The sequence below is a fragment of the Stappia sp. G46H5W genome, from assembly GCF_058448995.1.
On record NZ_JBZFLL010000001.1, the window covers coordinates 17,085 to 29,742 of the forward strand.

The 12,658-nt window shown below is 68.4% G+C and carries 14 protein-coding genes and 1 riboswitch; of the genes, 9 read left to right on the plus strand and 5 right to left on the minus strand.

Annotated features, from left to right (window positions below; translation table 11 throughout):
- The first annotated feature begins 24 nt into the window (after window positions 1–24).
- Both ACVJ6E_RS00080 and ACVJ6E_RS00085 read left to right on the plus strand, forming a co-directional pair.
- Window positions 25–1,119, plus strand: a complete 1,095-nt coding sequence (locus ACVJ6E_RS00080; RefSeq protein ID WP_491676404.1) for a FecCD family ABC transporter permease — start codon at window positions 25–27, stop codon at window positions 1,117–1,119.
- The gene (locus ACVJ6E_RS00085; RefSeq protein WP_120268154.1) at window positions 1,116–1,937 is read left to right on the plus strand and encodes a heme ABC transporter ATP-binding protein; all 822 of its coding nucleotides are present in this window, start codon (window positions 1,116–1,118) and stop codon (window positions 1,935–1,937) included. Before ACVJ6E_RS00080 ends, ACVJ6E_RS00085 begins: the two co-directional genes overlap by 4 nt.
- Here ACVJ6E_RS00085 and ACVJ6E_RS00090 read toward each other — a convergent pair.
- Genes ACVJ6E_RS00090 through ACVJ6E_RS00105 form a run of 4 tightly spaced genes read right to left on the minus strand, consistent with a single transcriptional unit; the run spans window position 1,894 to window position 4,180 of the window.
- Entirely contained in the window at window positions 1,894–2,034 is a 141-nt protein-coding gene (locus ACVJ6E_RS00090; RefSeq protein WP_120268400.1) for a pentapeptide repeat-containing protein, read from the minus strand. The genes ACVJ6E_RS00085 and ACVJ6E_RS00090 overlap by 44 nt on opposite strands.
- Window positions 2,007–2,414 carry a Fur family transcriptional regulator gene (locus ACVJ6E_RS00095; RefSeq protein ID WP_067222566.1) on the minus strand — a complete coding sequence of 136 codons (408 nt, stop codon included), beginning with the start codon at window positions 2,412–2,414 and terminating at the stop codon, window positions 2,007–2,009. The genes ACVJ6E_RS00090 and ACVJ6E_RS00095 overlap by 28 nt, the downstream gene beginning before the upstream one ends.
- Before the next feature lie 13 nt (window positions 2,415–2,427).
- On the minus strand, window positions 2,428–3,270 hold the full coding sequence (locus tag ACVJ6E_RS00100) for a metal ABC transporter permease (RefSeq protein ID WP_120268401.1): 843 nt from the start codon (window positions 3,268–3,270) through the stop codon (window positions 2,428–2,430).
- Window positions 3,263–4,180, minus strand: coding sequence for a metal ABC transporter ATP-binding protein (locus ACVJ6E_RS00105; RefSeq protein WP_120268155.1), 918 nt, complete (start codon window positions 4,178–4,180; stop codon window positions 3,263–3,265). The genes ACVJ6E_RS00100 and ACVJ6E_RS00105 overlap by 8 nt, the downstream gene beginning before the upstream one ends.
- Window positions 4,181–4,368: 188 nt before the next feature.
- Here ACVJ6E_RS00105 and znuA point away from each other — a divergent pair, with 188 nt between their 5' ends.
- The 6 genes from znuA (at window position 4,369) to ACVJ6E_RS00135 (ending at window position 10,771) form a co-directional block, all read left to right on the plus strand.
- Complete coding sequence (gene znuA / locus ACVJ6E_RS00110) at window positions 4,369–5,418, plus strand: zinc ABC transporter substrate-binding protein ZnuA (protein WP_120268156.1); 1,050 nt, start codon at window positions 4,369–4,371, stop codon at window positions 5,416–5,418.
- Window positions 5,419–5,794: 376 nt separating this feature from the next.
- Window positions 5,795–7,000: a zinc metallochaperone GTPase ZigA gene (gene zigA / locus ACVJ6E_RS00115; RefSeq protein WP_120268157.1), complete on the plus strand. Its 1,206-nt coding sequence runs from the start codon at window positions 5,795–5,797 to the stop codon at window positions 6,998–7,000.
- 50 nt (window positions 7,001–7,050) lie between these two features.
- Window positions 7,051–7,299, plus strand: a riboswitch (cobalamin riboswitch).
- Between the two features lie 116 nt (window positions 7,300–7,415).
- Window positions 7,416–7,862 (plus strand): DUF1636 family protein, encoded by a 447-nt coding sequence (locus tag ACVJ6E_RS00120; RefSeq protein WP_491676377.1) that lies wholly within the window; start codon window positions 7,416–7,418, stop codon window positions 7,860–7,862.
- Window positions 7,859–8,758: an ABC transporter ATP-binding protein gene (locus ACVJ6E_RS00125; protein WP_120268158.1), complete on the plus strand. Its 900-nt coding sequence runs from the start codon at window positions 7,859–7,861 to the stop codon at window positions 8,756–8,758. Before ACVJ6E_RS00120 ends, ACVJ6E_RS00125 begins: the two co-directional genes overlap by 4 nt.
- A gap of 63 nt (window positions 8,759–8,821) precedes the next feature.
- On the plus strand, window positions 8,822–9,784 hold the full coding sequence (locus tag ACVJ6E_RS00130) for an ABC transporter substrate-binding protein (RefSeq protein ID WP_120268159.1): 963 nt from the start codon (window positions 8,822–8,824) through the stop codon (window positions 9,782–9,784).
- A 3-nt stretch (window positions 9,785–9,787) separates the two neighbouring features.
- The gene (locus tag ACVJ6E_RS00135) at window positions 9,788–10,771 is read left to right on the plus strand and encodes a FecCD family ABC transporter permease (RefSeq protein ID WP_120268160.1); all 984 of its coding nucleotides are present in this window, start codon (window positions 9,788–9,790) and stop codon (window positions 10,769–10,771) included.
- Between the two features lie 30 nt (window positions 10,772–10,801).
- On the opposite strand, the gene ACVJ6E_RS00140 is transcribed toward ACVJ6E_RS00135, so the two are convergent.
- Window positions 10,802–11,269 carry an Lrp/AsnC family transcriptional regulator gene (locus ACVJ6E_RS00140; RefSeq protein WP_120268403.1) on the minus strand — a complete coding sequence of 156 codons (468 nt, stop codon included), beginning with the start codon at window positions 11,267–11,269 and terminating at the stop codon, window positions 10,802–10,804.
- A gap of 208 nt (window positions 11,270–11,477) precedes the next feature.
- On the opposite strand from ACVJ6E_RS00140, the gene ACVJ6E_RS00145 reads away from it, so the two are divergent.
- Window positions 11,478–12,629: an acyl-CoA dehydrogenase family protein gene (locus tag ACVJ6E_RS00145; protein ID WP_120268161.1), complete on the plus strand. Its 1,152-nt coding sequence runs from the start codon at window positions 11,478–11,480 to the stop codon at window positions 12,627–12,629.
- Window positions 12,630–12,658: the final 29 nt, after the last annotated feature.

A 12,658-nucleotide genomic window follows, 5' to 3' on the forward strand; every position in this document is an offset into this window, starting at 1 on the left:
CCCGTGAGCCTGACCACCTCGTCCCTGTCCGAACGGCTGCTGCCCGAGCGGGTGGCCGCCCGGGCGCGCCTTGGCGACCGCGAGCCGCTGGCACGGCTGGTGATCGCCGGCCTCGCCGTGCTGCTCGTCGCGGTGATGCTGTTCTCGCTGACCACCGGCGCGCTGCAGATCAGCCTGTCGGCCGTCGTCAACGGGCTGTTCGGCCAGGGCGAGGCGGCCAGTCCTTCGGAGCTGCGCGACCGGATCGTGCTTATGGATGTGCGGCTGCCGCGCGTCCTGCTCGGCGCGCTGATCGGCGCGGCGCTGGCGGTTTCGGGCGCGGTGATGCAGGGCTTGTTCCGCAACCCGCTCGCCGATCCCGGTATCGTCGGCGTGTCGGCCGGCGCAGGGCTGGGCGCGGCATCGATGATCGTGCTCGGCACCACGACGCTCGCGCCGGTGGTTGCCGTGCTCGGCATCTACGCGCTGCCGCTGGCGGCCTTTCTCGGCGGTCTCGTCACCACCTTCGTGCTCTACCGGATCGGCACGCGCGGCGGCATGACCTCCATCGCGACGATGCTGCTGGCGGGCATCGCGCTGGCGGCGCTGGCGGGGGCTGCCACGGGCCTTCTGGTCTTCGTCGCCGACGACCAGCAGCTGCGCGATCTCAACTTCTGGGGGCTCGGCTCGCTGGCCGGCGCCAACTGGGAAAAGATCCTGGCGGCGGGGCCGATCATCGCCGTGGTGCTGATCGGCGTGCCGTTCCTGGCAAGCGGGCTCAACGCCCTGGTGCTGGGCGAGGCAGCGGCCGGGCATCTGGGCATTCGCGTGCAGCGGCTGAAGCGGGTCGCCATCGTCGCGGTGGCGGCGGCGACCGGTGCCTCGGTCGCGGTCAGCGGCGGCATCGGCTTCGTCGGCATCGTCGTGCCGCATCTGTTGCGGCTGACCATCGGCCCGGACCACCGCTTCCTGCTGCCGGCCTGCGCCCTGCTCGGCGGCAGCCTCCTGATCCTCGCCGACACGGTGAGCCGCACCATCGTCGCCCCGGCGGAGCTGCCCATCGGCATTCTCACCGCGCTCGCCGGCGCGCCGTTCTTCCTGTGGATCCTGCTGCGGCGGAAAGGGCTGATCACCTCATGACCACGCCTGCGAACGACACTCTCGAGATCGAGGCGCTGCACGTGTCGCTGGGCGGCACGCCCATCGTCCGCGATGTCTCCTTCGCGGCCAAGGCCGGCCAGGTGACGGTGATCGTCGGGCCGAACGGCTCGGGCAAGAGCACGACGCTGAAGGCGGTGACCGGCGAGCTGCCCCATACCGGACGGGTGCGGCTCAACGGCGTTGAGGTCGACGACCTGCCGCCGGAGGCGCTGGCGGGCCTGCGCGCGGTGCTGCCGCAGCATGCCAGCCTGACCTTTCCGCTGACCGTCGCCGAAGTGGTACGGCTCGGCATCCGCCGCGGCGTGCTCCCTGCCGGCTCGCCGCACCGACGCATCGCCGAGGCGCTGGAGCGGGTCGATCTCGACGGTTTCGCCGCGCGCGAGTATCACTCGCTGTCGGGTGGCGAGCAGCAGCGGGTGCAGCTCGCCCGAGTGCTGTGCCAGGTGTGGGAGCCGTGCCCGGACGGGGTGCCGCGCTGGCTGTTCCTCGACGAGCCGATCTCCAGCCTCGATATCCGCCATCAGATCCTGATCATGGATGTTGCGGCCGACTATGCGCGGGCCGGCGGCGGCGTCGTCGCGGTGCTGCACGACCTCAACCTGACGGCGCTCTATGCCGACCATATCCTGGTGATGAAAAGCGGCCGGCTGCTGTCGCAGGGAACGCCGAAGCAAGTGATCACCGACCGGCTGGTGTCGGAGGCGTTCGACCACCCGTTGCGGGTGTCGGCGGTGCCGGCGGGCGAGATTCCCTTCATCCTGCCGCAGGCGGCGGGACCGGCCGCGGCGGTGCGCTGAGGCCCCGCCTCAGGCAGCAGCCAGACAGTCGTGCCTGTCTCAGGCAGCAGCCAGACAGTCTTGCCTGTCTTAGGCAGCAGCCAGACAGGTTGCGCAGGTACCGCGCAGTTCCACCGTCGACTTGCGCACGACGAACCCGTCCTTGCCGGCAAGATCGCGCAGGTGGTGGGCAAGATGCGCGTCGTTGAGCTCGCGGACCTGTCCGCAGGTCTCGCAGATGGCGAAGGCGGCGGTCTCGTGGCCCTCGCAGTCGGGATGGCGGCAGGCGACGAAGGCGTTGAGGCTTTCCAGCCGGTGCACGGCGCCCATTTCCACCAGCTTGTCGAGCGCGCGATAGACCTGCGGCGGAGCGCGGAAGCCCTCCTCGCGCAGCTGGTCGAGAATGGTATAGGCGCTCAAGGGCGCGCCGGCGCGCTCCAGCGCCGACAGGACGAGCGTCTGGTTGCGGGTCAGGCCGGACAGGGTTTCTCCGCTCATCGACTGGTCCTCATCACTTGGCTTCCCCCGGGGGCGAGCCCTTTTCATCCCGGCCGAACAGCTTCGGCAGCTTCTCGGCGAAGGGCGACAGGCTGGCGAGAAACAGCACCAGCGCCGCAACGACGATGGACGGCCCAGACGGCGTATCCCACTCCAGCGAGGCGAACAAGCCGCCGACCACCGCAATAGCCCCGACAAGGGCCGCGATGACGGCCATCTGCTCCGGCCCGCCGGACAGGCGGCGCGCGGTGGCCGCCGGAATGATCAGCATCGCCGTGATCAGCAGAACGCCGACGATCTTCATCGAGATGGCGATGACGGTCGCCAGCAGGATCATGAATATCAGGTTGGCCCGGTCGGGGCGCAAGCCCTCTGCCTCGGCCAGCTCGCGGCTGATCGTCGCCGCAAAGAGCGGCGTCCAGATCGTCACCAGCACGGCCAGCACCGCGGCGCCGCCGACATAGACGGCGAGAATGTCGAACTTCGAAACGGCGAGAATGTCGCCGAAGAGGAAGCCCATCAGGTCGATGCGCACCCAGCTCATGAAGGCGAGCGCGACGAGGCCGAGCGCTAGCGAGGAATGGGCGAGCAGGCCGAGCAACGCATCGGACGACAGCGAAGCCCGCCGCTGCAGGCCGAGCAGCGCCAGCGAGACCATCACCGAAACAGTGAAGACCGACAGCGTGATGTTGACCTGCATCAGGAAGGCGAGCGCCACGCCGAGGAGCGCGGCATGCGAAAGCGTGTCGCCGAAATAGGCGAGCCGCCGCCACACGACGAAGCAGCCGAGCGGCCCGGCAACGAGGGCGACGCCGACGCCGGCGATCAGGGCGCGCAGGAAAAAGTCGTCAAGCATGGCGCCCTCCGGCCGGGAATGCGGCAGCGCCCCCTGCCCCGTGATCATGGTCGTGATCATGATCGTGGTGGTGATGATCGTGGTCGTGGTCGTGATCGTGATGGTGGTGACCGTCGTCCGGATGGCAATGCGTGGTGATGCTGCCGTCGGCATGCAGCACCCGCCCGTCCTCCAGATGGGTGTGGTCGTGATTGTGCTCGTAGACGGCGAGCGTCGCATCGGCGCGAGCGCCGAACAACTGCTTGTAGGCCTCGCTGGAGGCGACCGCCGTCGGCGCGCCCTGGCAGCAGACATGGCCGTTGAGGCAGACGACATGGTCGGTCGCCGCCATCACCACATGCAGGTCGTGCGAGATCAGCAGGATGCCGCAGCCGATGTCGTCGCGGATGCGGCGGATGAGATCGTAAAGGGCGACCTCGCCGGAAAAGTCGACGCCCTGCACCGGCTCGTCGAGGACGAGAAGGTCGGGCTTGCGGGCCATGGCGCGGGCCAGCAGCGCGCGCTGGAATTCTCCGCCGGAGAGATTGCGCATCTCGGCGCGGCCTAGATGCGGAATGCCGGTCGCCTCCAGCACGCGGTCGGTCTCGCGCGAGGAAATGCGGCCGGTGAGCGAGAGGAACCGCTCGACGGTGAGCGGCAGCGTCCAGTCGATGCTGAGCTTCTGCGGCACATAGCCGACGGCAAGGCCGGGGCAGCGCTCCGCCTTGCCCTCGCTCGGCGTGACGATGCCAAGCGCGGTCTTGGCCGTGGTGGATTTGCCCGAGCCGTTCGGCCCGATCAAGGTGACGATCTCGCCCCGGCGCACGGCAAGATCGACGCCGCGCACGAGCCAGCGCCCGTCGCGGTACACGCCGGCACCTGTGAGGCGGACGAGATCCTCGCCGGCGGGCCTCGTTGTGGTCGTCAACATGAAGCTGGATCCTGATTCACGCAGCCATCCTCCAACGCCCCCGCGCGGTGGGCAAGTCCGCCCTGTATCGCAATGCGGGAGATTTTTCGGCAGAGGTCCAACAGGGGGCTTGCCCGCCTGTATCTCACACGTTATAGCGTAACGCAACAATGTAATCTTATAACATGTCAGCCGATACGGAGACGATCATGACGCTTGCCCGCACACTGCTGCTGTCCGCCTCGCTGCTGGTTGCGACGAGTGCCGCAGGGCATGCCGCACCAAAGGTGGTGGCCTCGATCAAGCCGGTCCATTCGCTCGTGGCCTCGGTGATGCAGGGCATCGGCGAACCGCAGCTGATCATCGAGGGCGCCGGATCGCCGCACACCTACAGCCTGCGCCCCTCGCAGGCGCGGGCGCTGCAGGATGCCGACCTGATCTTCTGGATCGGCCACGAGCTGGAAGCCTTCCTGGAAAAGCCGGTCGAGACCATCGGCACCGGCGCGAAGTCGGTCGAGCTAATCGATGCGCACGGCCTCGTCAAGCTCCCCTTCCGCGAGGGCGGCGCGTTCGAGGCGCATGATCATGGGGACCATGGGGGCGAACATGGGCATGCCGACCATGACGAGGACAAGCACGACGACCATGCCGGCCACGATCATGACGAGAAGCACGAGACGGCCGAGGCGCATGGTCACGACCATGGAGACGCTGACGGCCACGGGCACGCGCACGGAGCCTTCGACGCGCATATCTGGCTCGACCCGGAAAACGCCAAGGCCATGGTGAACGAGATCGCCGAGGCCCTGTCGGAAGCCGACCCGGACAACGCCGCCGCCTATGAGGCCAATGCGGCAAAGACCGTCGAGCGCATCGAGACGATGCGCGCCGACATCGACGCCCGCCTGACGCCGCTGCGCGGCAAGGGCTTCATCGTCTTCCACGACGGCTACCAGTATTTCGAGAAGCGTTTCGACGTGACCGCCTCGGGCTCGATCACCGTCAGCCCGGAAGTGATGCCGGGTGCGGAGCGGGTCGCAGAGATCAAGGCCCGCATCGGCGAGCTGGGCGCGACCTGCGTCTTCGCCGAGCCGCAGTTCGAACCGAAGCTGATCCAGGTGGTGACCGAGGGCACCGCTGCCCGCTCGGGCGTTCTCGATCCGCTGGGCGCGGAACTCGCCGACGGGCCGGACCTCTATTTCGGCCTGATCGACGGACTGGCCAGCTCGATGGAACAGTGCCTTGGCGGCAACGGCTGAGGCGGGAGCGCATCGCTATCTTCCACGGCTGTCACGCCTGCGCAGGCAGGCATCCAGTATCCGCCGGGATGGGCAGGTTTGCGCAAGCAGTTCCCCAGCCTCGACGAGGGGCGCTCGCGGCGACGTCACGGCTCGGGCCGCACGTCCTGGGGTTACTGGATCCCGGTCTTCGGCTGCGCCGAAACAGGGACGACAGGCGGGGCGTGGGCGCGCGTCGGCGTGTCCTCGCCGCCGCTCTGGCAACCAACAGGCCCCGGCGCGCGCTTCGCGTGGCCGGGGGAACGGCCGAGAGATTAAATAATCGTGGCGGTTCCGGCCGCCTTTCTTTCGGTCAAACATTGTTATGTGATAACATCATAGCTCAGGAGCTTTCGCGATGGACAATCGCCTGCCCGTTACTGTGCTGTCCGGCTTTCTCGGCGCCGGCAAGACCACCCTGCTCAACCACATCCTCAACAATCGCGAGGGGCTGCGGGTCGCCGTCATCGTCAACGACATGAGCGAGGTGAACATCGACGCCAGCCTGGTGCGCGAGGGTGGCGGCAACGTCTCGCGAACCCAGGAGCGGCTGGTGGAGATGACCAATGGCTGCATCTGCTGCACGCTGCGCGAGGATCTGTTGCGCGAGGTGCAGGCGCTGGCCCGGGAGGGCCGCTTCGACCATCTGGTGATCGAATCCACCGGCATTTCCGAGCCGCTGCCGGTCGCCTCGACCTTCGAATTCCGCGACGAGAACGGCGAGAGCCTGAGCGATGTGGCGCGGCTCGATTCGATGGTGACGGTCGTGGACGCGGCAAATCTGCTGAAGGACTACGGCTCCACCGACTTCCTGACCGAGCGGGGAGAATCGCTCGGCGAGGACGACGAGCGCACCCTGGTCGATCTGCTCGTCGACCAGATCGAGTTTGCCGATACGATCATCCTCAACAAGGTGAGCGATGCCCGGCCGCTGGATCTCGAAGCCGCGCGCCAGATCGTGCGCGCCCTCAACCCGGATGCGGTGATCATGGAGACCGACCGCTCTGCGGTTCCCTTGCGCGACGTGCTGGGCACCGGGCGCTTCGACTTCGACAAGGCGCACGAGCATCCGCTGTGGTTCAAGGAGCTGAACGGCTTTGCCGACCATGTGCCGGAAACGGAGGAATACGGCATCCGCTCCTTCGTCTACCGGGCGCGCCGCCCCTTCGCCCCGCGCGCGCTGAGCCGCTTCGTCAACAAGAGCTGGCCGGGCGTGATCCGCGCCAAGGGCTTCTTCTGGCTGGCGACGCGGCCGCGTTTCGTCGGCGAGATCAGCCAGGCCGGCGCCTTCGTTACCACCGAAAAGCGCGGGCTGTGGTGGTCGGCGGTGCCGCGCCAACACTGGCCCGAGTCGCCCGAATGGCAGCGGGCGATGGAGCCCTACCTGCATCCCGTGTGGGGCGACCGGCGGCAGGAAATCGTCTTCATCGGCACGAGCGGCATGGACGAGGCGGCGATCCGCGCCGAACTCGACGCGGCGCTGGTCGCCGATACGGGCTTTCATCCGGAGCGCTGGACCGGGCTCGACGACCCCTTCCCCGCCTGGGGCAGCGCCGCGGCGTGAGACGGCGGCGATGGCTTTGGGCGATTGGTCTTGATGCGGTCCCCGTCATCTGCCAGTTTGGCGGCGATGGTTGCCGACGGCCGAACCGCCAGAGGCATGAAAAGGGAACACGGTGAGGCGTACCCATCAGGGGCCGAGACCGTGGCTGCCCCCGCAACTGTAAGCGGCCGGGGCCGACGTCCTTTACCGGACGAATGGCCCAGGTCCAGCCGCACGATGCCACTGCCCGAAGCCGGGCGGGAAGGCGCGGCCGGACCGGACCCGCGAGCCAGGAGACCTGCCATCTCCCGCAACGACGACCGGACGGGGTGTTCCGGGAAGGTAGCCATGACACGCAACGAGTCCATCTTCCGCCCATCCAGGGCCTTTATCCGCAGCTTGCCGAACCTTGCGGGCGAACGCGCGGGGCATCGCCATGGCGCATGACCTGGCGCTCGGCGAACGCCGCATGGACGCAGCTCCCGATACGCGCCGGCACCGCATCACCGTGTGCACCACCTGCCGCGATCCGCAAACGCGCGAACAGCCGGGCAAGGACCTGATCGAGGCCCTGAGCGCCGCACTTGCCGAGGGCGGCCTGGCGCATGTGAGCGTGGCGGGTGCGGCCTGCATGGCCGGCTGCTCGCACCCCTGCACGGTCGCCTATCAGGCCGACGGCAAGGCGAGCTATCTGTTCGGCGACATCGAGCCGGAACGCGACGTGGAGACGCTGGTCGCCTTCGCCCGGCAATATGGCGAACTCGAAGACGGCTGGTGCTCCTCGCTGCAGCGCCCCGACGGGCTGAAGGGCAAGACGCTGGCGCGCATGCCCGCCCTGCCCGCTTTCGACCCCGGATCGCCGGGCCGGGAGAACGGCGCATGAGCCATCACAGCGGAACCCCGGTGGTGCTGGAGCTGCGCGAGGTCGCCTACCGGCCGCGCGGCGCGGACGCGCTCCTCTCCGACCTGACGCTGCATGTGCATGACGGCGAGATCCTCGTCATTGCCGGGCCGAACGGCGCGGGCAAGTCGACACTGATCCGGCTGATCGCCGGGCTGAGCGAGCCGACCGGCGGCGAGATGCTGCTCGGCGGCAGGCCGTATCGCAATGTGCCGATCACCGAGCGCGCCCGCGTCATCGCCTATGTCGGCCAGAGCGAGGAGAGCGACGACCGGCTGACCGTCTCGCAATATGTCTCCCTCGGCCAGCTGCCGCATCACCGCACCGGCGGACGCGAGGCGAGCGCCAGGGCAACGCAGGAGGCGCTGACGCTGGCCGACCTGACGCGCTTTTCCGACCGGCGCATGAGCGAGATTTCCGGCGGCGAGCGCCAGCGGGCGAAGATCGCCCGCGCCATCTGCCAGCGCCCGCGCATCCTGGTCCTGGACGAACCGACGAACCATCTCGATCCGCTGGCGCGCGGCGAGCTGCTCAGCCTCGTCTCGGGCCTCGGCATCACAGTGGTCGCGGCCTTGCACGACCTGACCCTGATCGAGGCCTTCGCCAGCCATGTGGCGCTGATCCAGGGCGGCCGGCTGGTCGCGCACGGCCATCCGGTCGAGGTGCTGTCGAGCGAGCGGGTGCGCGCGGTCTTCAGCGTCGACATGCACCGGATGCAGCATCCGGTGGAGGCCCGCCAGATCAGCGTGCTGGACATCCCCATCGAGGGGCGGTTCGGCACCGGCATTGCCGGCGAGCTTTCAGGGTCAGAGCTTTCAGGACCCGAGCGTCCCGCGCCCGGCGCGCCGCATCTGCGTGCGGTGGCGACGCGCGGCTGAGCCGCGCCCTCGCCTTTTCCCAGCGTTCCACGGTTTTTCATCCTCACGAGGAGTCTGTCCCCCATGAAGAAGTCCGGCCTCAAGCGCCTTTCCCTGTTCACCGCTGCGATGGCCCTTGCCGCACCGGCCCTCGCCTTTCCCGTCACCGTCGACAATTGCGGGACGCCGCTGACCTTCGAGGCTGCGCCCGAGCGCATCGTGGTGCAGGACATCAACATGAGCGAGATGGCCTTCGCGCTCGGCCTGCAAGACCGGATGGTCGGCGTCAGCGGCATCAGCGGCTGGTACAAGACCAGCGAGGAGTTCGAGCGCAAGCGCGGCGACATCCCCGAGATCGCGCCGAAATATCCGACGCTGGAAAATCTCGTCGCGGCCGATCCGGACCTGTTCTTCGCCGGCTGGTACTACGGCATGAAGCCGGGCGGCGACGTCACCCCGGACACGCTGGCGCCGCACGGCATCAAGACGCTGATCCTCACCGAGAGCTGCATCCATCTGGACAAGGCGCGACCCGCCGCCTCGCTCGACCTGCTCTATGGCGACATGCTGCGGCTGGGCACCATCTTCGGCAAGGAGGCCGAGGCCCAGGCGCTGGTCGACGGCTGGAAGGCACGGATGGCGGAGCTGACCGAGCGCATCGGCGAGAACCGCGAGCTGAAGGTGTTCCTCTACGATTCCGGCGAGGACAAGCCGTTTACCGCAGGCCGCTTCGCCATGCCGACGGCGATGATCGAGGCGGCCGGCGGGCGCAACGTCACCGCCGACATGGAGACCAGCTGGGGCACCACCTCGTGGGAGGCGGTGGCGGCAGCCGACCCGCAGTTCATCATCCTGCTCGACTACCAGGACGGCGGCGGGGCGGACAAGCTGCGCGCCTTCCTGGAAGCCCATCCGGTGATGAGCCAGACCGAAGCTGTGAAGAACGCCCGCTATCTGCCTCTGCGCTATGAGGAACTGACGCCGGGACCGGCGAATGTCGAGGGCATCGAGCGGCTCGCCCGGGCCATGCATCCGGAGGCGTTCTGAGCCATGCGGCTGGCGCTGGTCCTGGCGGTTAGCCTGCTGGCGGTCATCGCGCTGCTGGTGGCCGCCGTTGCCATCGGCTCGACGCCGCTGCCCGTGCGCGCGGTAATCGACGCACTCGCCGGCGGCGACGGGCCGACGGCGCGCATCGTCATGGACCTGCGCCTGCCGCGCGCGCTGCTGGCGCTGCTGGTCGGGGCCGGGCTCGGCACGGTCGGCTGCCTGTTGCAGACGACGACGCGCAACGACCTGGCCGATCCGTTCCTGTTCGGCCTGTCCTCGGGCGCGGCCGCCGGAGCGGTGCTGGTGATCACCGTCACCGGCGACCTGCTCGGCCTGTGGACGCTGCCGCTCGCCGCCTTTGCCGGTGGCATGGCCGCCTCGGTGATCGTGCTGGCGCTGATCGCCCGGCTCGGCGACCGGGGACCGGCGCGGCTCGTGCTGGCGGGGCTTGCGGTCTCGTTCCTGTTCATGGCGCTGACCAACTATCTGGTCTTTGCCGGCGACCAGCGGGCCGCCCATTCCGTATTGTTCTGGACGCTGGGGGGCCTTGGCCTCGCCCGCTGGGACCTGTTGCCGATCGCGGCGGTCGGCCTTGCCGCGATCCTTGCCTTCGCCTTCGTCCGCCACCGCAATTTCGACGCGCTGCTGGCCGGCGAGGACACCGCTCGCACGCTCGGCGTCGACGTGGTGGCGCTGCGCCGCACGACGTTTCTGGTGTGCGCCTTCGCGACCGCCGCCTTCGTATCGATCAGCGGCGTGATCGGCTTCGTCGGGCTGATGGTGCCGCATATCGCGCGTGCGCTCGCCGGGCCGATGCACGGGCGCTTCGTGCCGGTGGCGGCGCTCACCGGCGCCGGGCTGCTCCTGATCAGCGACATTGCCGCGCGCACCCTGCTGGCGCCGCAGGAACTGCCCATCGGCATCGTCACCACATCGCTGGGGGCGGTCTTCGTGCTCGCCCTGCTGACCCGCGAGCCGCGAGGCTGAGCTGCCCCGCCCGCCTCAGCGCCGGAACACTCAACCGGGCACGCAGGAGGTCACCTTCTTCAGGCAGCGCAGCGAGAAGCTGGACTTGGAGTGGCGCAGGCCCGGGATCGGGAACAGCCGCTCGCGCAGGAACTCTTCAACGCCCTTGGTGCCGCTCGCCGCGACCTTGACGAAATAATCGCAGTCGCCGGCCATCAGGTAGACCTCCAGCACCTCCGGGATCTCCGCCATCGCCTTGCCGAAGCCCTCCAGCGCTTCCGGGTCGTGGCGGTCGAGCGAGACCTCGATCATCACCGTCTCGCCGACGCCGAGCGCCTCGTGATCGAGCACCGCCGTGTAGCCGGAGATCACCCCCTCTTCCTCCAGCCGACGCACCCGCTGCCAGCACGGGCTCGGGGACAGGCCGACCTCGCGCGCCAGTTCGGTGTTGGACAAACGCCCGTTTGCGACCAGCGCCTTGAGGATGCGACGGTCGATGTCATCAAGCTGTCGCGGCACAACACGTTCCTCCTTCATATCGCATCATCGCAGAAGGATATTTCACACACCGGCAAAATCGAAGCAAATTCAGCATGAAATTTCACTCATAGCGGGCAATAGTATTGGAAACACCCGAGACCTGACCGCCCGACACCCCCGGTGCACGGGCCCGCATCTCATGCCATCGTCAGGGACCGGGCATATTTCAGGCGAGGAGGCGCCGTACATGGATTTTGCGCTGTCCGAGGAACAGACCCTCATCTTCGACATGGCCCGCGACTTCGGCCGGGAGGCCATCGCGCCGCATGCCTATGCCTGGGAAAAGGCCGGCACCATTCCCCGCGACGTGCTGCGCCAGGCGGGCGAACTCGGCTTCGGCGCGCTCTACGTGCCGGAAGAGTACGGCGGCACCGGCCTGACCCGGCTGGACGCGACGCTGGTCTTCGAGGCGTTGTCCGAGGCCTGCCCCTCCGTTGCGGCCTTCATCTCGATCCACAACATGTGCGCCGGCATGATCGCCAATTACGGCAGCGAGGAACTGCGCGAACGCTTCCTCGCCCCGCTCGCGAGCATGGAAAGCATCGCCTCCTACTGCCTGACCGAGCCGGGCTCGGGCTCGGACGCGGCGGCCCTGCGCACCCGCGCGGCCCGCAGCAACGAAGGCTATGTGCTGAACGGCAGCAAGGCGTTCATCTCCGGCGGCGGCTATTCCGACGTCTATGTGGTGATGTGCCGGACCGGCGAGGACGGCCCCAAGGGCATCTCGACGCTGGTGGTCGAGGACGGCAGCGCCGGGCTTTCCTTCGGCGCGGCGGAACACAAGATGGGCTGGAAGGCGCAGCCGACCGCCCAGGTGCAGTTCGACGACTGCACGGTGCCGGCGGCGAACCTGCTCGGCGAGGAAGGCAAGGGCTTTGCCTATGCCATGAAGGGCCTCGACGGCGGACGGCTCAACATCGCCGCCTGTGCGCTCGGCGGCGCGCAGGGCGCGCTCACCGCGGCGACCCGCTACATGGGCGAGCGCAAGGCCTTCGGCAAGACGATCGACCAGTTCCAGGGGCTGCAGTTCCGGCTCGCCGACATGGAGATCGAGCTGCAGGCATCGCGCGCGTTCCTGCGCCAGGCCGCATGGAAGCTCGACCAGGGCGCAAGCGACGCGACCAAGCATTGCGCCATGGCCAAGCGCTTCGTCACCGATACCGCGTTCCGCGTCGCCAACGACGCGCTGCAGATGCTGGGCGGCTACGGCTATCTCGAGGATTACGGGATCGAGAAGATTGTCCGCGACCTGCGCGTGCACCAGATCCTGGAAGGCACCAACGAGATCATGCGTGTGATCGTCGCCCGTGCCATGCTGGCCGAGCGCGACCGTTCCTGATTGCCCCGCCGCGGTGCGCGGACCGCGCG